Origin of the sequence: Sporolactobacillus mangiferae, assembly GCF_023336505.1 — a bacterium.
GTDB lineage: Bacteria > Bacillota > Bacilli > Bacillales > Sporolactobacillaceae > Sporolactobacillus > Sporolactobacillus mangiferae.
In genome coordinates this window covers 354,391-375,409 of sequence record NZ_JAMAST010000001.1, presented here as the reverse complement: position 1 = coordinate 375,409, position 21,019 = coordinate 354,391, and the positions used below count along the sequence as shown (strand labels likewise).

Here is a 21,019-nt window from a genome sequence, read left to right as displayed (position 1 = left end):
AAGGATGAGGGCGTATGTCATTTGGAAAATTATTGGGTGCGCTGGTGATTGTCTTGCTGGGCATCTACTGGTTGCTTGACAATCTTAATCTTATTTCCCAGGGAATGATGCCTCTTTTTGACATGTATTTTCCTTTTCTGGCGGTTTTATTCGGTGTGTTGCTCATCGTCGCTCCACTGTTTGAGCGAAAAAAACCAAATTTGTTCTGGGGACTGCTCTTTCTGATTTACGGTGGACTGCTGCTTGCCGATGACTCAGGCATACTGGTTTTTAAATGGGCGGACTTCTGGAAGCTGTGGCCGTATCTCATCATTTATTTTGGCCTGTCCCTGCTCTTCGGGAAAAATGTAACAGTTTCAGTGACAGATGAACATCGAAGGCATCGAAAGCATCGAACGCAGCATTTTACGCTGGAAGGCGAGGATGAGCAGCACCATCGATCCTCAAAACGCGCGGAAGGGCCTTACACCTTTGTCAATGAGTCTTCATTTAAACATGAAAATTGGATGGTCAAACCGATGAATGAGCGGGTGCGGATCGGGGATTACACCTTTGATTTTACCAAAGCCTTTATTCCGGATGAGACGATTCCGATTACTTTATCCGGATGGGTGGGCAACATTCGGATGACGATGCCGGAGGATCTTGCCTATCGGATTCAGCTGAGGGCAAAAGTCGGCGATGCGAAAATCGGAGATGACAAGCAGAGCGGGGTACTGAGAAATATTGAGTACCAGACTCCAAATTATAATGAATCAACACGTCGAATCAATTTTTCTTTTGATTTTCAAGTCATTGATTTAAGTGTTGCGCAGGTGTAAATCATGCATAATTATCGGATTCGTACAGCCAGATTTCAAATCACGATCAGCTTTTTTTCATCGCTGCTTTTATTCGCGGTATTGCAGATTTACTTTTGGTTCGAGCCATCGGCAAATGCGCTTTTTATCAGTGCACTGGTATTTTTTTCGAGTTTTGTTATCCAATTTTTACTGGAAGCCAATGCCCTGACGAAAGACTATCGTTTGCTGATCGACCAGCTTGATGCTGTCGATTTATTTGTCAAGACACTTTCAACGGGCAAATTATCCGCGAGAATGAGAACGGAAGAAGGCGGCCCAATCGGCCAGGTTGCTCAGTCCCTGAATGAACTTGCTGATAAGATTGATACACAGGTGAAGTCGCTGCAAAGGCTTGTCGATGAAAATGTGCAAATGAATGCGAGGATAAAAAACGAGGCGGTTACGGAAGAGAGACAGCGTCTGGCAAGGGATCTTCATGACGCGGTCAGCCAGCAGCTGTTCGCCTTGTCAATGCTCGCTTCCGCTGCCGAGAAAACCGTTCATACCCACCCAGACCTTGCAGCGGAAAATATTGCTGACGTGTCCGACATTGCGCGTAAAGCGCAGGGAGAGATGCGTGCGCTGCTGCTTCATCTTCGGCCGGTCCGCTTAAATAATGAGGCGCTGGATAAAGGACTGGAGCGTTTGATCCAGGAGCTTGACGGCAAGACGATGATTCGTTTTGAGGCTTCTATTGAACCTGTGCCGGGACTGAGCAAGGGCGTGGAAAACCATCTGTTCAGGCTTAGTCAGGAGGCGCTTTCCAATGCACTGCGACATTCGGAAGCAACGAGGGTTGTCCTTTCGCTGCACGAGAAGGATAATCTGGTAACGCTTACTATTTTTGATAACGGACGTGGTTTTAATCCAAAGCGGGAGAAAGTGGCCTCATACGGTTTAAAAACGATGAAGGAACGTGCCGAGGAAATCGGCGGTCATTTTCTGCTGACTACTCATGAAGGCGAAGGTACATCCGTTAACATTCGAGTACCTATACACAGGGAGGCAGAGAAATCATGACGGAAAAAATCAGAGTAATGCTTGTCGATGATCATGATATGGTCAGGAAAGGGCTGAAAGCGTATCTCGCGACTGAAGAATCGATTGAATGGGTTGGTGAGGCGTCAAGCGGAAACGAAGCCGTCCGTATTTTTGCTGCACTGAATCCCGAGATCATTCTTATGGATCTGATCATGGAGGACGGAGACGGCATTGAAGCGACGAAACAGATTCTCACACAGGATCCTTCGAAAAAAATTATTATTCTGACGAGCTTTTATGATGATGAACAAGTGTTTCCGGCAATTGAGGCAGGTGCGATGAGCTATTTATTGAAAACTGCTTCTTCAGATGAAATTATCGAAACGATTTATAAAGCACATCGTGGGAAAACGGTAATCGATGGCAAAGTTGCCCAAAAGCTGGTGTCCGGTATGCATAGAAACCGGCCATTCGACCAGCTTACGACAAGAGAAAAAGAAGTGCTGCAATTGATTGCCGAAGGCAAAAGCAATGCGGAAATTGCAGACCTCCTGTTTATCGGCATTAAAACAGTTAAAACACATGTCAGCAGTATTTTCAGCAAATTGGAGGTTGCAGACCGAACGCAGGCTGCAATTTATGCATTTCAAAATCATTTATTTACAAAGCACAATTAAAGGCTATATTCATTTTTCAGCGTGTTTTTCAACAAGCTGCGGATTTGCGACAGCATAGAAAACGTGAATCTTTAACCAGATCTTCTGCAAAGTGATACGTAAACTAAAAATATTTGAAAAAATAATCGATTTGCCTTTGACAGATTATAAGATACATATTACAATTAATGTAACAAAAGAATTAGCCTCGTAAAAGGGGAGTAGCCATCAGAGTATAGCCGTCATTACGGGAACAGTCCCCGGCTTCTCTGGCAGCCATATAAGCTGTTGGCGAGACCTTTGCCTCGGACGGATGAAAAAAGGCAAAGGTTTTTTTGTGCAGCCTTTTCGATTCTTGTCGGAGCGGCTGCTTTTTTGTACCTGAGAAATGATTGGGAGGATGATTGAATGGATATTTTTTCGCTGGAGTTCTTGACCTCGCTGCTGCTGATCGTCGGCATCGACCTGATACTGGCGGGGGACAACGCGATTGTGATTGCGCTTGCGGCGGCACGGCTGCAGGAACATCAACGAAAACGTGCGATTCTTTACGGAACGCTTGGTGCGGTCGCTATTCGTGCGGCGGCAACGCTGGCCGTTGTCTGGCTGCTCAAAATTCCGGGCCTGCATCTTATCGGTGGTCTGTTGCTTGTCTGGATTGCTTACAGCCTGCTGAAAGATCACAAGGAAAATAAAAACATCGAAGCAAAAACAAGTTTGGGAGCCGCGATCCGTACCATTATTATGGCTGATGCACTGATGGGACTGGACAACGTACTAGCAATCGGTGGTGCGGCGTCAGGAAATTACCTGCTCGTCATACTCGGATTGCTGATCAGTATTCCGTTGGTTATGGGCGGCAGTACTTTATTTCTGAAACTGGTTGACCGTTATCAGTGGATCACTTATGCCGGATCGGGTATCCTCGCTTTCACGGCGGGGAAAATGATCTTCGATGATCACATAATCCATGATGCTGTTTCGGGTTTTTCCTGGATTAAGTGGCCTGTGCTTCTTCTCATTATTACAGGTGTACTGTTTTTCGGATGGAGAAGCCAGCAGAGGGAAAAGGACGCAGAACAGGCGGTTGTTAAATCATCCATTTAATAGAGACATTGTCTGTTGAAGGAACTTAACGTACCGGTGAATGATCACCGGTTTTATGTTTGCACAAATAAGAAAGTACAGAGATTTGCGCCGGTGCTTTCGCCAGAAGTCTGGCGAAGGCTGGGTCCCTAATTGATGGCATTTTACAGGAGGATTATTGAGAGATGGAGTTATTTACAATGGCCTTTTGGTCATCCTTGGTTATTATTGTCGGCATTGATCTGTTTTTAGCTGGCGACAATGCGGTTGTTATTGCTTTGGCTGCCCGCCGACTGCCGGAGCATCAACGTGGGCGGGCGATTCTTTATGGAACGGCAGGAGCAGTTGTTTTACGGGCGCTCTGCACCATTCTGGTGGTGTATCTTCTGATGATCCCGGGACTTCACTTCATCGGCGGTCTCTTGCTGATCTGGATCGCGTATCGCCTGCTTAAACCGGAAGAATCTTCACAGGAAAAGAAAGAGGTCAAGGCCAGCACAAGTCTCTGGGGAGCGGTGCAGACAATCGTCGTTGCCGATGCCTTAATGGGTCTGGATAATGTACTTGCCGTTGCCGGTGCGGCGCAAAATGACCCGCTGCTTGTTATTTTCGGACTTTTAATCAGTATTCCGCTCTTAATGGGCGGGAGCGCAGTCATTTTAAAACTGATGGATCGTTTTTCCTGGCTGATCTATGTCGGCTCGGGCATTCTCGCAATGACCGCGGCACGGATGCTGTTCGCGGAGCCATTTGTCATTAAGTGGCTCGGGAATCTTGCGTCATGGATCGAATGGCCGGTTGTTGTGGTCACCATTGCGGCTGTTCTGTATGCAGGCTGGTTCAGTCAAAAGAAAAGCATGCGCGCGCATAAGCAGAACCAGGCAGTGTAATTTTTCTATTTCCTGCTGCCCGGTGCGGCAGAAGAAAATTGCTCAAAATAGTCAATAATGAATTGATAAAAGTCCGTGACAATCGACGAGTGATAGCGCTCTTCATTCCACACAAGCCTGATGGTACGGCTGCAATGCGGATGACTGATTCGAAGCGGAGTGATTGATGTATCTTTGACTGTTCGCATGGTAAGTGAAGAGAAAAAGGCGATCCCCAGTCCTTCTGAAACGAGGCCTCTGATAGACAGGGAATCGTCCACTTCGAAGGCAATGTCCGGCTGGAAACCGGCCATCCGGCAGTAGCTGTCCGTTGTTTCTCGAAAAGCGCCGTTTGCTTTTAAGACAAAAGGTTCATGAGCGATATCGTGCAGATCAACGCTTTCTTTTGCGGCCAGCGGATGTTTTTTAGGGACAACGAGATAGATTTCATCATTCATCAGCAGCCGTGCACTGAGCGGTCTATCCTGTTCAAGTGAATATGGGGTAATACACAGATCGATTTCTCCGTTTTCGAGCTGATGCTGAATGGTTGCTCTTGATATTTGTTTTACGCGAAAACGCACAAAAGGATGCAGGCGACGGAATCTGCTGAGCAGGTCAGGAACAATGGGTGAGCGCATCACTGCCATCGAGATACTGTCTTCATTCAATTTTGCTAAGTCGACAACCTCCTGTTTTCCTTCCTGAAGAATGGAGAATGCCAGCTCTGCCTTTTCTAAAAAAATTCTGCCATAGCGATTGAGTTTAATTCGGCGTCCTTTTCGGTCAAAGAGAGGAACGCCGATTTCTTCTTCCAGTCGCTTAATGGTCTGGCTCAATGAAGGTTGAGCGATGGAGAGTTCCTGCGCTGCTTTTGTCATGTGTTCCATTCGTGCAACGGTTTGAAAATATTTGAGCTGAAGAAGCTCCATTTTTTGTGCCCCCTATAGTATATTGGCCGTGTTTCGAGATAAAACAGGTGGATGGCGATGAGTTTGGAGAGGAGCACTCATAGCTTTCAACCTATTCATTTATAATAATATATATATTGGAATTAATCAGCAATCAAGACTATGATGAAACATGCTAAGAATGTGCGATTGAATCCGGCACGTTCCTTCGGGAAAAAATGCAAAAGTAAGGTGTCTTCATTGTCTTTGCCTCTGTGGAAGAAAAACTTGTATGTGGTATGGTTCGGATCCTTTGCGACTGCGGCGGGAATGAGCCAGATTATTCCGTTTCTGCCGCTGTATATTGAAAAGCTTGGTGTTACGGACACGGCAGAAATTGAGAACTGGGCGGGGCTCATTTTTGGTGCGACATTCTTCGTTTCTGCAATTGTGTCCCCATTTTGGGGCCGTCTTGCCGACAAGTACGGTCGGAAACCAATGCTTCTTCGTGCCAGTCTCGGTATGTGCGCGGTTGTTTTTTTGATGGCCTTTGCACAAAATGTCTATCAGCTGTTCGGTCTGCGCCTCGTAATGGGAGTGGTGTCCGGCTATATTCCGGCCTCCATCATCCTGGTGGCTACGCAAACGCCGAAAACACATTCCGGATGGGCACTCGGTATGCTCTCTACTGGTGGCATCAGTGGATCGCTTATTGGACCGCTTGTCGGCGGGGTGCTTGCTGAATATATGGGCATGCGCTTTGTATTCATTGATACAAGTGTTCTGTTGTTCTGTGCGTTTCTTGCATCCTATTTTCTGGTGAACGAAAAAGTAACCGTTACGAAGAAGAAAGCACCGTCATTAAAACAGGTTTGGACTATGACACCGCATATCGGTCTGTTTGTTGCTATGTTTGTCACGACCTTTATGGTACAGCTTGCCAACATGTCCATTCAGCCGATCATTACGGTTTATGTGAAACTTCTTTCCCCGGGGTCGGCCCACCTTGAATTGATTTCGGGGGTGGTTGTCGCTGCGGCTGGCCTTGCAAGCGTCCTGTCGGCGCCGCTTCTCGGAAAACTTTCTGATCGAATCGGACCGCGCCGTGTCTTGCTTTATGCACTGTTGTTTACGGGCATTCTATTTATTCCGCAGGCATTTGTGACGAATGCATGGCAACTGACCGTACTGCGTTTTATGCTCGGTCTGGCTACCGCAGGTATTCTGCCGTCGATTAATACTATCGTGAAAAAAATGGCGCCAGCAGCAATTACCGGTCAGCTGTTCGGCTACAACCAGTCCGCTCAGTTCCTTGGAACGATGGGCGGCTCGCTGCTCGGTGGACATATGGCAGCCGCTTTCGGTATCAAATACGTGTTCTTTTCGACAAGCCTGCTCCTGTTTATCAATGCCGGCTGGGTCGTTGCCTCCGAGTTAATGGTGAAAAGAAGGGAAAGAAAAATCGAAGCGGCCCGAAGCGCGCTCCGATAATTTGGAAAACAGACACACAGGACAGAAGCATCCCATGTTAGTGGATGCTTCTTTTTTTGAAACGGCCGCCTTTGACATCGTGAATGTCACTGATGGCAAGAAACGCACTTTTGTCGATTGAATCCACAATATTTTTTACTTTTGCTTCCTCCAGCCGGCTGATCACCGTAAAGATGACGTTTTTATTGTTTCCGGTATAGGCGCCTTCACCATTCAGATAGGTCACGCCACGGCCAAGCCGATCATTAAGCGCATCGCCGATTTCTTCGTGTGAATCACTGATGATCCAGACGGCTTTTGAAGATTCAAGACCTTCACTGGTAATATCGATCATTTTAAAGGCAATAAAATAAGCGATCAATGAATACATTGCATAGTTCCATCCGAAAACAAATCCTGCCGATCCAAGGATAAAAATATTAACAAATAAAACAATCTCACCGACAGAAAATGGAGATTTTTGATTGAACAGTACGGCCAGGATTTCCGTTCCATCCGATGATCCGCCATTTCGGATGACCAGGCCGACACCGATCCCCATGATAATTCCGCCAAAAACGGCAGCGAGCAGTAAATCGTCGGTAAAGCGCGGAATGGGGGTAAATAAAGTGGTAAGGAAAGCAAGCAAGGTTACGCCGCAGGCGGAAGTAATTGTAAAGGTTTTCCCCATCTGCTTATAGCCAATAATGAAAAACGGGAGATTGATGACCACGAGAAATACGCCAATCGGCCATCCGGAAAGATGCCCTACCATTATTGAAATGCCGACGACACCGCCATCAATGATTTTGTTCGGGACAAGAAAAATTTCAAGAGCCACTGCTTCAAGTGTAACCCCTATCGCAATTAAAAGGGCACGTATGACATATTGATAGAACTTCAATCCTTGATGCTGTTTCTTCGGGAATTCGGTTTGCTCAGCTGTTACCAACAACACAACATCCTTTCTTTTTCACTTCTGGACGATATCATAATGATAAACGTTCAATAGTTCAGAGAATTCATCGCCTATTTCGAACGGGCGGAGCCATAAATTCCGTGCCGATCGCTTTCGGAACATTTATCTCCGACAGGGGGATAAGCGGGTCCGGCCAATAAATCTGATAAAGATCGATATAATCTGTCTGAAGACGGACAAGTGAGTCATCAATTTCTTTCATTATTCTTTCTTTCGATCCGTTGCGGAATACATCTGTTCCGATCCAGTCCAGCCTGCTTTTGTCGCCAGGACAAGTTCATCCCGATGACCGTATTCCTTAAGCACCATGCCGACAACAGTTTCAGCATGCCCCTGACCGTGTGCCGGAGCCGTGTCAATACAATAACGCTCTGATCCAGTCCAGTGAGAATCGTGCGTATCGATTCCTGATCATCAGCGTCTCACTACATCCATCCGCCGATTGCCCATGTACCTATGGCAATTCGTGTCGGCTGGACGGGCAGACCGTGAATTCGAACAGTTTCCAATCGTAACACCCCGCATCTTTGTGAGTCACTCATATTAATTATAGAAAACTTACAGAAATAATCCAAAGATTTTGTATTTGGAATGCACGTGGCTGAGGTGCCCGTCAGGTACGAGATCGACGGCAAAAGACTACGCGTAGCCTTGTTTTTAAAGAGTGTTAAAAATAATAAAAGTTAAATCGTTTTGATTTATGAACGATAACTTTTTTCTGGATTCATCAACATGAAAACGCTATTATTATAAATATACGTATTTGCGTCGTTTTTTTAGTCGGGGTATGATCATTGTACAGGAAGCAGGCAGATTGGCTTCTTGCTGAAAGGGATCTACAGGCAAACAGAATGATTCGTCGTCAGTTGCGCGCATTCATTAAATTAACGCATACATGGCTTACGGCAGTTCATGATCCGTTAATGGGACAAGATATGTTCTTAGTCCGCATATTATCGACTGGCGGCGCACATGATTGAGGGCTTGTTATCCAAAAATCGGGGTTAAAAAGAAGCCTGATGCAGCTGCACCTGTATATGATGTAACCAATTCATGAATTGGCAGCTTTTCCCCCATCCCCTCCTCCATCTGGCAAAAAAGCAGCGCACGCTGCTTTTTTGCCCTATTTAAGAAGGAATATAAATTTAAAGATACCTGTTATAGGCGCGACGGCAGATTCGCCTTGTAAGGTATTTGAACAACAGGCCAGATTCAAAATAGACTGCTTTGCATCTCTCAATGGGTTCATTTAGGTGAAAAGTGGGCCTTTTATAGTGAATCAGGCAATAAACGGTAGAGATGAGCAGCATGCGGGTAACAGTGTGCTATTTCCAGAGTTTTGAAGGGAGGAGACAGCAATGGTGCTTGAAAAACAAAAAATTGTACCTGCTGCCAATAATATGAAAAATTTCGAACGCTTATTGCAGCAGCCATTTAAATATTTAATTATTTTGGACAGCCATCTTTCGGTAATCAAAACGATGGTGGAGATGGGTAAACAGGCAAACAAACGTATTTTTATTCATGCGGATTTGATTCAGGGACTGAAAACAGATCTTGCCGGGGCTGAGTTTATTTGCCAGCAGATCCGTCCATATGGAGTGATATCAACCCGAAGCACAGTACTGGAAGTCGGGAAGAAGCGCGGGCTGGCGACTGTGCAGCGCATGTTTCTTCTTGATTCACGTTCACTGGAGACGGGCTATCATCTCTTTGAACAGGTCAGGCCGGATATGGTGGAACTCCTTCCGGGCATTATTCCCGATTTAATTCGGGAAGTTAGTAAAAAGCTGCCTGTCCCAGTCATTGCCGGCGGATTGATTCGGGAGACTGACGATGTAAAAACAGCACTTGATTCAGGTGCCGCAGCGGTTTCCACTTCAAAAGAGCAACTTTGGCGTAAAACGATTAATCGTTAACTGGATGAAATTCGATTTGAAACAGATCAGTTGTGAACAAAATAAATATTTTTTGTGACAATTTATTGACAACGCTTACATAAATGGGCTATGATTAAACTATCAAGTTCATGCAGTGCTGCGGATCATGAGATTGAAATCATCCACGCAAGAGAGCAGGTATCTATTCCTGTAGCTACTCGGCGTGGATTTTTTTTGAACTTGATCTAAAGAAGCAAGAAGGCCGGCCATTAAAAATTTTTCAAAGGGTGATCGTGATCATGTCTGGATTTCTAGGCGAACTCATTGGCACAATGATATTAATCATACTTGGAGACGGTGTTTGTGCCGGAGTCAATTTGTCAAAATCTTATGCGAAAAATTCCGGATGGATTGTCATTACCATCGGTTGGGGACTCGCGGTTGCGATCGGTGCTTATGCGGTCGGCCAATTCAGCGGAGCACATCTCAACCCGGCACTGACGCTTGCGTTGGCAACAATTGGCGCATTTCCCTGGAAAGAGGTTCCGGCCTATATACTTGCGCAGATGATCGGCGGATTTCTCGGCGCATGCGTGGTTTATTTGCATTATCTGCCGCATTGGCGTGAAACAAAAGATCCGGCTGTAAAGCTCGGCATCTTCTGTACGGGGCCAGCCATTAAGCAAAACTGGTCCAATCTGCTCAGTGAAGCGATCGGTACCTTTGTCCTTGTTCTTTCCATTCTTGCGATTGGTGCTAATCAGTTTGCACATGGTCTGAACCCGCTCATTGTCGGTTGTTTAATTGTCGTGATTGGCATGGCGCTCGGCGGAACAACCGGTTACGCGATTAATCCGGCCAGGGATCTGGCGCCGCGTCTTGCGCATGCTCTGCTGCCGATCGCGGGGAAGGGTGGCTCGAACTGGACTTATGCATGGATTCCGGTTATTGGACCTGCACTTGGCGGCGTTTTTGGTGCCCTATTTTACAATGCTTTTTTTCAGGGACACATCGTACCTGCATTCTGGATCGCGGCCACGCTTTTTGCCGTTGTGATCATTGGTGCTTTCTTCTCAAAGGCAGGGACTGCTTCACCGGATCGGGTATGGGATAAAAACTATTAATCTTATGTTACAGGTAAAAGGGGAGAGCAAACGATGGGAAAGTATATACTGGCACTGGATGCTGGAACGACGAGTGTTCGTTCCATGATCTTTGATGAGCACGGAAAAGTGGTGCAAATGGCGCAAAAAGAATTCACCCAGTTTTTTCCAAAACCAGGCTGGGTTGAACAGGACGCGAATGAAATCTGGGGCTCCATTCTTTCGGTTATTGCCGATGCATTGCTGACAGGAGAAATAGAAGCAAAAGAAGTTGCCGGGATTGGCATAACAAACCAGCGTGAGACGGCTGTGATCTGGGACCGAAAAACCGGTCATCCGATTTATCACGCGATTGTCTGGCAATCAAGGCAAACAGCCGATCTGTGCCAGAAACTGAAGGATGCTGGCTATGAAAAAACATTTAGAGAAAAAACCGGACTTGTCATTGATCCGTATTTTTCCGGAACAAAAATTAAATGGATGCTTGACCACGTTGAAGGTGCACGTGAACGCGCAGAAAAAGGTGAACTGCTTTTCGGTACCATTGATACGTGGCTGGTCTGGAAGCTGTCCGGGGGAAAGGCACATGTGACGGACTATTCGAATGCGTCAAGAACGTTGTTATACAACATCCATGAGCTGAAATGGGATGATGAACTGCTTGATATTCTGGACATTCCAAAGGCAATGCTCCCTGAAGTACGGGAATCCTCCGAAATCTACACCCAAACGATTGACTATCATTTTTTCGGAGAAGAAGTACCCATTGCCGGTATTGCCGGCGATCAGCAGTCAGCACTGTTTGGTCAGGCATGCTATGAAGAAGGCATGGTCAAAAATACGTATGGTACTGGCTGCTTTATGCTGATGAATACCGGAGAACAGGCGATACGCTCCGAAACGGGACTATTGACAACCATTGCCTGGTCACTGAACGGAAAGGTGACCTATGCACTTGAAGGAAGCATTTTCGTTGCTGGCTCGGCCATTCAATGGCTGCGTGATGGTCTGCGTATGTTCCGCTATTCGAAGGAAAGTGAGGAATACGCACGTCGTGTATCATCTACAGAAGGGATGTATTTAGTTCCGGCATTCGTTGGTCTGGGCACACCTTATTGGGATGCCGATGTCCGCGGCGCCGCGTTTGGTATTACACGCGGTACGACGAAAGAGCATTTTATACGTGCGACACTTGAATCGCTTGCCTACAGGACAAAGGATGTTTTGCTTGCCATGGAGAAAGATTCGGGCATCGACTTAAAAAAGCTTCGCGTGGATGGCGGTGCATCAATGAACAACTTTCTGATGCAATTCCAAAGCGATATTCTCGGCGTTGAAGTCGAACGGCCAAAAAGCAGTGAAACGACGGCACTCGGGGCAGCCTATCTTGCAGGTCTCGCAGTTGGCTTATGGAAAAACGAATCCGAAATTGCCGGTATATGGGAATCCGGCCAGGCGTTTACTCCGGGGATGACGGCAGGCATAAGGGAATCTCTCTATCAGGGATGGAAAAAGGCCGTTCACGCCGCACGTGTATACAAGTAATTAATTGACAAGTTAATAAAGGCCATGGACAGGGAAAAGACCGCAAAAATACACATATTGCGAATATGCGCCAGTGTATTTGTGGTCTTTTTCTGTATAGACACCTTGAGAGCATAATAACTAAACGATGAGAACGGAGGAATAAATATGAAACTTTCTTCTTCAAACAGAATGGATATTTTAGAAAAAATGACCGATGAACCTCTCGACTTGTTTGTGATCGGCGGTGGCATTACCGGCGCGGGTATCGCACTCGATGCCACGGTTCGCGGTTTAAATGTTGGTCTGGCCGACATGCAGGATTTTGCCGGCGGGACATCAAGCCGTTCGACAAAACTGGTTCACGGAGGCTTGCGTTATCTAAAACAACTGGAAGTGAAGGTTGTTTCCGAAGTTGGTAAAGAGCGTGCCATTGTTTATGAAAATGCGCCACATGTGACAACACCTGAGAAGATGCTGCTGCCCGTGTATAAGCGCGGAACCTTCGGACGTTTCTCAACATCGATCGGGCTCAAAATTTATGATTTTCTTGCTGGTGTGAGAAAGGACGAACGGCGCGTGATGCTCAATCGCGCGGAGACTTTGGAAAAGGAGCCGTTGCTGAAAAGAGAGGGATTGAAAGGCAGCGGATACTATGTCGAATACCGCACGGATGATGCGCGACTGACTATCGAAGTCATCAAAGAAGCCGCAGCACGTGGAGCGCTTCCGGTGAATTATGCCAAAGTCGAAGATTTAGTCTATGACCAGAACAAGAAAATCATTGGTGTACGCCTTGTCGACCGGCTGACGAAAAAGGAATATCGGGTGTTTGCCAGAAAAATAGTGAATGCTGCCGGGCCGTGGGTGGATACAATTCGTGAAATGGATCATTCGAACAAGGGCAAGCATCTTCATCTGACCAAAGGGGTGCATATCGTGATTGATGGGACACGTTTTCCCGCGAAACAGGCCATTTATTTTGATACACCGAATGGTGATCATCGAATGATCTTTGTCATTCCTCGTGATGGGAAGGTTTATGCGGGAACGACGGATACCACTTATGCGCATTGGCCGATTGATCCCAAACCGACGGCTGCGGATCGCGATTATATTCTGGAGGCGATTAACGGTATGTTTCCATCGGTTCATTTAACGGCGGATGACGTCGAATCAAGCTGGGCGGGTGTTCGGCCGCTTATTCAGGAAGAGGGGAAATCGCCTTCGGAAATATCTCGGAAAGACGAAATATTTATTTCCGCTTCAGGGCTTATTTCAATTGCCGGAGGAAAGCTGACCGGCTATCGAAAAATGGCTGAACGTGTTGTTGACACGGTTACAAAGCAGATCCATGAAGAGACAGGACGATCATTTCCTGCCTGCCAGACCGCGCATATCGCCTTATCCGGTGGGCATTTTGGCGGATCCGCGCATTTCATGGATTATGTACGGAAGCAGGTTTCATTCGGTATGCGTGCAGGGCTGAACGAAAAAGAGGCAAAGAAGCTTGCTGAAAAGTATGGATCAAACACCGAAACGCTCTTTGATTATGTCAGGAAAAATGGTGAAACAGCACAGAAATACCAATTACCGCAGGCACTTTTGGCCACGGTTCAATATGCGCTGGAAGAAGAAATGGTGGTCACATCCGTGGATTACTTTACACGACGTTCGGGTATGACACTTTTCGCAATTGATGAGGCAAGACGATGGGCGAAGCCGGTCATTCAATTTATGGCTGATTTTTTAAATTGGCCTGCAGAGCAAAGGAAGCGTGATGCAGCTGATCTGCTTCAGTCGATCAGCGAAGCTTCTGATTATGACACGCACAGCACGGATTTGTGATTCAGAACAAACTGCAAGTCTTACTAACAGACAGTTCCTGTCCATTTGAACGGGCATGCTGTCTTTTTTTTGTAAGAAAGTTTAAAATTCGGCGGATTATAATATAAGTGCGCCGGCGGCTTTGCCTGTATCAAAGGCTTGGCAAAGCCAAATTTTCTAATACTGAACAGATGCATTGACATTATACCCTGTGGGGGTATAATGTTCTTTGAGGGGAGGCATTTGATGAGCGAGTTTAAAGAAACCTGTGCATGCTCAGAGCATGTGCATCCGCAAATAGAAAATACGGAAAACCGGATGCCGCTCGTGCCCCGGACTTCCGAAGAAAAGCGCAAGATCTTAAATCGTTTGAAACGTGTCGCGGGGCAAGTCCATGGTATTGAAAAAATGGTGGATGAGGACCGCTATTGTGTTGATATTCTGATTCAGCTTTCCGCCATTCAGGCTGCACTGAAAAAGATTTCCTTTTCAGTGCTTGAGCGACATGCAAAATCATGCGTCACAAAAGCTGTTAAAGAAGGACGTGGCGAAGAACAGATTAATGAACTGGTGAATGTGTTGAAACATTTTAAATAATGGCTCTGTTAGAAAACAGTACTTTTTTCACTGGCCCGCATATTTGTGAAAACGGTACACTTTTTACGTCTTTTGGTAACCCGTGCTTAAATAATGGATGTTTCGGTATAACGTGTTTTATCGCCCGCGTGATCCAGGCTGAATTGTTATAGCTGAATTGTTATAGCTGAATTGTTATAAATGGTGAAATGATGGGCAGCATTTCGGTACACCGCAGCAAAAATTAAAATAGTACAGGTTCATAGAGTCCAAATGACATATGAAGAAAACGTAGAAAGGAGAAGCGGCAATGAAAAAAACGGCAAACATCGGGATTACCGGAATGACTTGTGCTGCTTGCTCCAATCGGATTGAACGAATGTTGAACCGGGTGGACGGCGTATCCGCACATGTTAATTTAGCTTTAGAGAAGGCAAAGGTTGACTATGACGATCAAAAGATCAGACCTGCCGATTTATCTGAAAAAATCGAGAAACTGGGTTACGGAGTTGCCAGCTCGCGCGTGGAATTATCGATCACTGGAATGACCTGTGCATCCTGCGCGACAAGAATTGAAAAAGGGCTGAACCGATTGCCGGGCATTAGATCCGCTGTCGTGAATCTGACGACAGAATCGGCAATGGTTGACTATCAACCGGGATTTACAGAACCGGAAGCAATGATTGAAAAAATAAACAAGCTTGGTTACCATGCGGCAATGAAGAAGGATCGTACTGAAGGGATGAAAAAACAGGAAGTGCGGAGAAAACGAAACCAATTGATTCTCTCATCAGTGCTTTCGTTTCCTCTTCTTCTGACCATGGCGGCACACCTTCCTTTTTATCACGGGCCCGAACCGATGCTGCTCATGAATCCGTGGGTTCAGTTCGTACTGGCGTCCATTGTACAGTTTTATATCGGCTGGCCGTTTTATAATGGCGCGATCAGGGCACTGCTCAATAAGAGCGCGAATATGGATGTGCTCATCGCGCTTGGAACGAGTGCGGCTTATTTCTACAGTGTTGTTCAAACTGTGCGTTATCAGATTGCGAACGTGCATCATCCATCTCTGTATTATGAAACGAGTGCTGTTTTAATTACGCTCGTTTTACTTGGAAAATATCTGGAGACACTCGCAAAACGACAGACGACAACAGCCATATCTGAATTGATGAATCTGCAGGCCAAAGTAGCGACACGGATTGAGCGGGGCGCGGAAAAACGTGTACCCATTGATCAGGTGAAAGTCGGCGACGTGCTCCGTGTCCGTCCAGGTGAGAAAATACCGGTAGACGGCATTGTTGTTGAAGGCGATTCCGCCGTTGACGAGTCGATGATAACCGGTGAATCGTTGCCAGTTATGAAACGGCAGGGTGATGCCTTGATTGGGGCTACTGTCAACACAACGGGTTCTTTTTTGATGAAGGCTGAAAAAGTCGGTAAGGATACAGCTCTTGCAGGAATTGTCCGTATTGTCGAAGAAGCACAGGGATCCAAGGCTCCGATACAAAGGCTTGCCGATAATATTTCCGGTATTTTCGTGCCGATCGTTACCGTGATCGCGCTTGTCGTATTTATTGTATGGTTCGCTGGTATTCAACCAGGCCAATGGGATATGGCACTTGCTGCATCGATCAGTGTACTCGTGATTGCCTGCCCGTGTGCGCTCGGTCTGGCGACGCCGACTTCTATCATGGTCGGTACGGGAAAAGCTGCCGAGCATGGCATTTTATTCAAGGGCGGCGAATATCTGGAAACCACACATCATTTGCAGTCCATTATGTTTGACAAAACCGGGACGCTTACAAATGGCAAGCCTGAGGTAACCGATGTGGTTCTGTTCGGCAGCCTGAGCCGCGTGGAACTCCTGAAACTTGCAGCGGCGGCTGAACGCGCAAGTGAACATCCGCTTGGAAGAGCGATTACTGCCGCCTATACGGGCGATGATCTGCCAAAAGCGGAACAATTTGAAGCACATATGGGAATGGGCGCATCTGCGACGGTTTCGGGGAAACGGGTCGTTATCGGGACGCGGCGATTGATGAGCAGAGAAGGAATCACCTTCCATCAGGCACTGGATGACGCGCTTCGTCTGGAATCCGAGGGGAAAACCGTCATGTTTGCAAGCGTGGACAGCACATTTGCCGGTCTGCTCGCTGTTGCGGATACGATCAAGGAATCATCGGTTGCTGCTATTAACGCACTAAAAGCGCGCGGAATCAGTGTTTATATGGTGACCGGTGACAATCAGCGCACCGCTGAGGCGATTGCGAAGAAAGTAGGGATTGACCATGTATTTGCGGAAGTACTGCCGGAAGATAAAGCGGCAAAGGTGCGCGAACTTCAGGACCAGGGTCTCAGCGTTGCCATGGTCGGCGATGGAATAAACGATGCGCCCGCGCTCGCTGTTGCTGATATCGGAATGGCAATCGGCACGGGAACAGATGTGGCTATTGAGGCCGCGGATGTTACTCTGGTTGGCGGCGATCTGCTCCATGTAACCAAAGCACTCGAGTTAAGTAAGAAAACGATGCACAACATCAGACAGAATCTTTTCTGGGCACTTTTCTACAATACGATTGGCATACCGGTAGCCGCGCTTGGACTGCTTGCACCATGGGTCGCCGGAGCTGCAATGGCATTCAGTTCCGTTTCCGTTGTCGCCAACAGTTTGCGATTAAAGCGAATGCGTGTATAGAGAATGGACACAGGTCCTTTAAGGAGGTGAGTATGTTGGCTGAACGTACATTAGAAGTTAAAGGAATGAGCTGCGGTCACTGCAAAATGGCCGTAAGCGGCGCACTGAAAGAGCTGGACGGTGTATCCGATGTTGATGTTGACCTGGCAAGCGGCAAGGTCGATATTCGTTATGATGAAAATAAAGTTGACTTTTTGCAAATGAAAGATGCCATTGAAGATCAAGGCTATGATGTTGTTAAATAATAAGCTGACAAAATGAGGATGCCTCAAGTCTTTTGACGATGAGCCATCCTTTTCTTTTTACAAGAGTAAAGAAACATCCATGACCTGATTGAGGGGTGCGGTGCGCCCGCGGCAAGCGAGCAACGGAAGCGCCGATGCCAACAAAATAAATAGATCAACGACTCTGGTCGAAAACTGTGAAAGCGCCCGCTGACCGGTAAATCATGCTGAAGGAATGACCGGTAAATAGCGGCGAATGGTCGGTAAATCGCAGTCAAACGGCATCCTGTGAAAGTACGTTCTGTGCACAACGTGGAAGCCAGGTTTTCTAACATTTTACTCCCGATTCATTTTCCCCGGGAAATCCTCCTTTTTGGCGATGGACGGCCGTGTAGTTTAACGTACAATCTGATTTGAAAAATGTGACGTAAATGTGAAAATTTTTAATGGAATATAGCCAATAGAAGGATTATAATTAGATAAGAAAACGCTTACAAATTAATGAACGGAGGTTTATGTATGGCGTCAAAACGGGGGAAAAAACTCGAGACATTAAAAAAACAACTGATGGATATTACGGGGACCGAAAATGTGGACGATTCAACGAGTATAAGGCTTGCTTATTCTTATGACGCGACGCCGAACTTCCAGTCGCTGCCTGATTTTGTCGTCTCTCCGCGATCTGCAGAAGAAGTTGCCGCAATTCTGAAGAAATGCAGCGAAACATCAACGCCTGTGTATACACGTGGCTCCGGTACAAATCTATGCGCGGATACGTGTCCTGTTCAGGGCGGCATCGTTCTGCTTACGAAGCATTTAAATCGTATTCTGGAACTGGATAAAGAGAATTTAACCGTTACGGTACAGCCGGGCGTGATCACCAAAAGTATTGCAGATCTTGTCGAAAAGGAAGATCTGTTTTATCCTCCGGACCCCAGTTCGATGAAAATCTCGACGATTGGAGGTAATCTTGCTGAAAATTCCGGTGGACTGCGCGGTTTGAAATACGGGGTCACAAAGGATTACGTCATGGCACTTCAAATCGCGCTGCCAAACGGAGCGTTGATTCGTACAGGAGGCAAACTGACAAAGGACGTTGCCGGCTATGATCTGACGCATCTTTTTGTCGGTTCGGAAGGTACGCTTGGCGTGATCACTGAAGCCACACTCAAACTGATACCAAAGCCGGAAACGCAGAAAACAATACTCGCCCTCTATCAGGATATTGAAGCGGCCGGGCGTTCGGTTTCAGCAATCATTGCACATAAAATTATTCCTGTTACACTGGAATTTCTTGATCAGGATACGATCCGGGCAGTCGAAGATTTTGCACACATTGGGCTTCCGACTAATGTAAAAGCGATTTTATTAATTGTTCAGGACGGTCCAAAAGAAATTGTTGCTCGTGATATTCATCAGATTGCACAAATTTGCCGTGAAGAGCAGGCGATCGATGTCCAGCTTGCCGCGTCAGATGAAGAAGCTGAAAAGCTGGCAACCGCGAGACGGTCTGCACTCAGTGCTCTTGCACGTCTGAAACCGACAACCATTTTGGAAGATGCGACGGTTCCCCGTTCGAAAATAGCGCCGATGGTTCGCGCGATCGCTGACATTGCCATGAAATATCAGGTCCGTATGTCAACATTTGGCCATGCGGGCGATGGTAATCTGCACCCGACCTGCCTGACTGATGCACGTGATCATGAGGAAATGGGGCGGGTGGAAGAAGCATTCGCGGAAATTTTTGAGAAGGCCATTGAACTGGGCGGTACCTTAACCGGCGAACATGGGGTCGGCGCAACCAAAGCACCATATCTTGAATGGAAACTGGGAAAAGCAGGCGTTGATGTAATGAGGGAAATCAAGCAATCGATTGATCCAAGCGGCATCATGAATCCCGGTAAGGTGTTTGCAAAAGAGACACAGGAAAGGATGGCGGCTGCGAAATGATGACCTCAGCACAAAAGGCAAGCATCCAGAAAGCGTTTAAAGAAGAAATGGATTACGACGAACTTTTAAACTGTATGCGCTGCGGCTTTTGTCTCCCTTCGTGTCCAACCTATATTGAAACAGGGCATCAGGAAAAACATTCTCCACGCGGGAGAATTGCGCTGATGAAGGCCGTGACGGATGGTGTGATCGAACCGGACGATGAATTCGCCCAATCGCTTGATCTTTGTCTCGGTTGCCGCGCCTGCGAACCCGTGTGCCCCTCAGGTGTTAAATACGGTCACCTGCTTGAAGGCGCCCGTGACATTCTTCAGCGTAACAAGAAGCAGACCATTCGTGTGAAAATGCTTAGAAAAGGCATATTCGACGAATTGTTTCCTCATCAGAACCGAATGGAAATGGCGACAGGGCTGATCGGTTTCTATCAACGCAGTGGACTGTCCAAAGTGGCGCGAAAAGTTGGTTTTATGAACTTGTTTCCTGAGAGCATGGCTACGATGGAAAAAGTGCTGCCTGAGGTGCCAAAACGGAGCGTTATGAAGCAGCGCCCGCATTTCTTCGCACACGAAGGTGAAAAGCAAGCGACCGTCGCTTTTTTTACCGGTTGTCTTATGGATACGATGTTTTTTAAAACGAACAATGCAACGATTAAGCTTTTGCGCAAGGCCGGATGCGATGTCGTCATTCCGGAAAATCAATTGTGCTGTGGCGCACTTCATGGTCACAACGGCGAACTGGAAAGGGCGAAAACGCTCGCAAAACAAAATATCGAAGCATTTGAGGCGGCAGATGCTGATTATATCATTACCAATGCTGGCGGCTGCAGCGCGTTTCTGATCGAATATGATCATTTGCTGAAAGACGAGCCAGAGTGGTCAGAGCGTGCACGGCAATTTGTAACCAAACTGAAAGATATATCTGCGCTTTTAGTTGAACTGGCGTTTCATAAAACACATCGGCTGCATTTGCCGGAGCAGACCATTACCTATCAGGATTCCTGTCATCTGCGCAATGTCATGAAAACATTCAATGAGCCGAGAATTTTATTGAAAGCCATTGACGGGGCACGGTATGTTGAAATGGAAGGTGCAAATACGTGCTGCGGATCAGCTGGAGATTATAATATTGTGCAGCCGGACATGGCGATGCAGATTCTGGACCATAAAATGGAAAAGGTCGAAACGACGCGTGCACGAACCATTGTTACCGCAAATCCAGGCTGTCTGCTTGAGATGAAGCTTGGCGTTGAACGCGCTCACAAAACCGGGGCCGTACGTGCCGTCCATATAGCCGATCTGCTTGTCGAAGCTTTGGAAGAACCATGAGTGCCATGAAAAATCCTTATTAAACGATTTTAAAAATCATCAAGTTTCCTGCGTTTAACTGCCCCGTCCATAAACGGAAAAACAACTGTCTGAAAATGCCATTATAATAAACAGCAGACCGGAATAATTTTTCCCGGCC

General features: G+C 46.8%; 19 protein-coding genes. 15 read left to right on the top strand and 4 right to left on the bottom strand.

Annotated features, from left to right (window positions below; translation table 11 throughout):
* Positions 1-14 precede the first annotated feature (14 nt).
* The 5 genes from liaF (at position 15) to M3N64_RS01800 (ending at position 4,455) form a co-directional block, all read left to right on the top strand.
* Positions 15-821: a cell wall-active antibiotics response protein LiaF gene (liaF, locus tag M3N64_RS01820; RefSeq protein ID WP_249096457.1), complete on the top strand. Its 807-nt coding sequence runs from the start codon at positions 15-17 to the stop codon at positions 819-821.
* 3 nt (positions 822-824) lie between these two features.
* Positions 825-1,862 carry a sensor histidine kinase gene (locus tag M3N64_RS01815; RefSeq protein WP_249096450.1) on the top strand — a complete coding sequence of 346 codons (1,038 nt, stop codon included), beginning with the start codon at positions 825-827 and terminating at the stop codon, positions 1,860-1,862.
* Complete coding sequence (locus M3N64_RS01810) at positions 1,859-2,500, top strand: response regulator (protein ID WP_249096440.1); 642 nt, start codon at positions 1,859-1,861, stop codon at positions 2,498-2,500. The genes M3N64_RS01815 and M3N64_RS01810 overlap by 4 nt, the downstream gene beginning before the upstream one ends.
* 387 nt (positions 2,501-2,887) lie before the next feature.
* Positions 2,888-3,586 (top strand): TerC family protein, encoded by a 699-nt coding sequence (locus M3N64_RS01805; RefSeq protein ID WP_249096436.1) that lies wholly within the window; start codon positions 2,888-2,890, stop codon positions 3,584-3,586.
* 164 nt (positions 3,587-3,750) lie between these two features.
* Positions 3,751-4,455 carry a TerC family protein gene (locus tag M3N64_RS01800; RefSeq protein WP_249096435.1) on the top strand — a complete coding sequence of 235 codons (705 nt, stop codon included), beginning with the start codon at positions 3,751-3,753 and terminating at the stop codon, positions 4,453-4,455.
* 5 nt (positions 4,456-4,460) lie between these two features.
* Here M3N64_RS01800 and M3N64_RS01795 read toward each other — a convergent pair whose 3' ends face one another.
* On the bottom strand, positions 4,461-5,366 hold the full coding sequence (locus M3N64_RS01795) for a LysR family transcriptional regulator (RefSeq protein ID WP_249096433.1): 906 nt from the start codon (positions 5,364-5,366) through the stop codon (positions 4,461-4,463).
* 225 nt (positions 5,367-5,591) lie between these two features.
* Here M3N64_RS01795 and M3N64_RS01790 point away from each other — a divergent pair, with 225 nt between their 5' ends.
* Positions 5,592-6,815, top strand: a complete 1,224-nt coding sequence (locus M3N64_RS01790) for a multidrug efflux MFS transporter (protein WP_438270986.1) — start codon at positions 5,592-5,594, stop codon at positions 6,813-6,815.
* 37 nt (positions 6,816-6,852) lie between these two features.
* Here the strand turns inward: M3N64_RS01790 and M3N64_RS01785 are convergent, their stop codons facing one another.
* The 3 genes from M3N64_RS01785 to M3N64_RS14065 all read right to left on the bottom strand — a co-directional run bounded on the left by M3N64_RS01785 (position 6,853) and on the right by M3N64_RS14065 (position 8,082).
* The gene (locus tag M3N64_RS01785; RefSeq protein WP_438270980.1) at positions 6,853-7,749 is read right to left on the bottom strand and encodes a YitT family protein; all 897 of its coding nucleotides are present in this window, start codon (positions 7,747-7,749) and stop codon (positions 6,853-6,855) included.
* 67 nt (positions 7,750-7,816) lie between these two features.
* On the bottom strand, positions 7,817-7,975 hold the full coding sequence (locus tag M3N64_RS14070; RefSeq protein WP_283163255.1) for an aldo/keto reductase: 159 nt from the start codon (positions 7,973-7,975) through the stop codon (positions 7,817-7,819).
* The gene (locus tag M3N64_RS14065; protein WP_283163254.1) at positions 7,975-8,082 is read right to left on the bottom strand and encodes a hypothetical protein; all 108 of its coding nucleotides are present in this window, start codon (positions 8,080-8,082) and stop codon (positions 7,975-7,977) included. The genes M3N64_RS14070 and M3N64_RS14065 overlap by 1 nt, the downstream gene beginning before the upstream one ends.
* Before the next feature lie 1,049 nt (positions 8,083-9,131).
* On the opposite strand from M3N64_RS14065, the gene M3N64_RS01775 reads away from it, so the two are divergent.
* From M3N64_RS01775 to M3N64_RS01735, 9 genes are all read left to right on the top strand, one after another.
* Complete coding sequence (locus M3N64_RS01775; RefSeq protein ID WP_249096430.1) at positions 9,132-9,692, top strand: glycerol-3-phosphate responsive antiterminator; 561 nt, start codon at positions 9,132-9,134, stop codon at positions 9,690-9,692.
* 260 nt (positions 9,693-9,952) lie between these two features.
* Positions 9,953-10,777, top strand: a complete 825-nt coding sequence (locus M3N64_RS01770) for an MIP/aquaporin family protein (protein WP_249096428.1) — start codon at positions 9,953-9,955, stop codon at positions 10,775-10,777.
* 33 nt (positions 10,778-10,810) lie between these two features.
* A complete protein-coding gene (glpK, locus tag M3N64_RS01765) occupies positions 10,811-12,301 on the top strand; it encodes a glycerol kinase GlpK (RefSeq protein ID WP_249096426.1) in 1,491 nt (496 codons plus the stop codon).
* A 147-nt stretch (positions 12,302-12,448) separates the two neighbouring features.
* Entirely contained in the window at positions 12,449-14,128 is a 1,680-nt protein-coding gene (locus M3N64_RS01760) for a glycerol-3-phosphate dehydrogenase/oxidase (RefSeq protein WP_249096422.1), read from the top strand.
* A gap of 297 nt (positions 14,129-14,425) precedes the next feature.
* Positions 14,426-14,704: a metal-sensitive transcriptional regulator gene (locus M3N64_RS01755; RefSeq protein ID WP_249096898.1), complete on the top strand. Its 279-nt coding sequence runs from the start codon at positions 14,426-14,428 to the stop codon at positions 14,702-14,704.
* 289 nt (positions 14,705-14,993) lie between these two features.
* Positions 14,994-17,381, top strand: coding sequence for a heavy metal translocating P-type ATPase (locus M3N64_RS01750; RefSeq protein WP_249096419.1), 2,388 nt, complete (start codon positions 14,994-14,996; stop codon positions 17,379-17,381).
* A gap of 32 nt (positions 17,382-17,413) precedes the next feature.
* Positions 17,414-17,626 carry a copper chaperone CopZ gene (copZ, locus tag M3N64_RS01745; protein ID WP_438270979.1) on the top strand — a complete coding sequence of 71 codons (213 nt, stop codon included), beginning with the start codon at positions 17,414-17,416 and terminating at the stop codon, positions 17,624-17,626.
* Positions 17,627-18,124: 498 nt separating this feature from the next.
* On the top strand, positions 18,125-19,555 hold the full coding sequence (locus M3N64_RS01740) for an FAD-linked oxidase C-terminal domain-containing protein (protein ID WP_249096400.1): 1,431 nt from the start codon (positions 18,125-18,127) through the stop codon (positions 19,553-19,555).
* Positions 19,555-20,880: a (Fe-S)-binding protein gene (locus M3N64_RS01735; protein ID WP_249096896.1), complete on the top strand. Its 1,326-nt coding sequence runs from the start codon at positions 19,555-19,557 to the stop codon at positions 20,878-20,880. Before M3N64_RS01740 ends, M3N64_RS01735 begins: the two co-directional genes overlap by 1 nt.
* The last annotated feature ends 139 nt before the right edge of the window (positions 20,881-21,019 follow it).

Coding starts and splice junctions, on each gene's coding strand:
- liaF (WP_249096457.1), top strand. CDS start 15: ATGTCATTTGGAAAATTATTGGGTGCGCTGGTGATTGTCTTGCTGGGC.
- M3N64_RS01815 (WP_249096450.1), top strand. CDS start 825: ATGCATAATTATCGGATTCGTACAGCCAGATTTCAAATCACGATCAGC.
- M3N64_RS01810 (WP_249096440.1), top strand. CDS start 1,859: ATGACGGAAAAAATCAGAGTAATGCTTGTCGATGATCATGATATGGTC.
- M3N64_RS01805 (WP_249096436.1), top strand. CDS start 2,888: ATGGATATTTTTTCGCTGGAGTTCTTGACCTCGCTGCTGCTGATCGTC.
- M3N64_RS01800 (WP_249096435.1), top strand. CDS start 3,751: ATGGAGTTATTTACAATGGCCTTTTGGTCATCCTTGGTTATTATTGTC.
- M3N64_RS01795 (WP_249096433.1), bottom strand. CDS start 5,366: ATGGAGCTTCTTCAGCTCAAATATTTTCAAACCGTTGCACGAATGGAA.
- M3N64_RS14070 (WP_283163255.1), bottom strand. CDS start 7,975: ATGAAAGAAATTGATGACTCACTTGTCCGTCTTCAGACAGATTATATC.
- M3N64_RS14065 (WP_283163254.1), bottom strand. CDS start 8,082: ATGGTGCTTAAGGAATACGGTCATCGGGATGAACTTGTCCTGGCGACA.
- M3N64_RS01775 (WP_249096430.1), top strand. CDS start 9,132: ATGGTGCTTGAAAAACAAAAAATTGTACCTGCTGCCAATAATATGAAA.
- M3N64_RS01770 (WP_249096428.1), top strand. CDS start 9,953: ATGTCTGGATTTCTAGGCGAACTCATTGGCACAATGATATTAATCATA.
- glpK (WP_249096426.1), top strand. CDS start 10,811: ATGGGAAAGTATATACTGGCACTGGATGCTGGAACGACGAGTGTTCGT.
- M3N64_RS01760 (WP_249096422.1), top strand. CDS start 12,449: ATGAAACTTTCTTCTTCAAACAGAATGGATATTTTAGAAAAAATGACC.
- M3N64_RS01755 (WP_249096898.1), top strand. CDS start 14,426: ATGCCGCTCGTGCCCCGGACTTCCGAAGAAAAGCGCAAGATCTTAAAT.
- M3N64_RS01750 (WP_249096419.1), top strand. CDS start 14,994: ATGAAAAAAACGGCAAACATCGGGATTACCGGAATGACTTGTGCTGCT.
- copZ (WP_438270979.1), top strand. CDS start 17,414: ATGTTGGCTGAACGTACATTAGAAGTTAAAGGAATGAGCTGCGGTCAC.
- M3N64_RS01740 (WP_249096400.1), top strand. CDS start 18,125: ATGGCGTCAAAACGGGGGAAAAAACTCGAGACATTAAAAAAACAACTG.
- M3N64_RS01735 (WP_249096896.1), top strand. CDS start 19,555: ATGACCTCAGCACAAAAGGCAAGCATCCAGAAAGCGTTTAAAGAAGAA.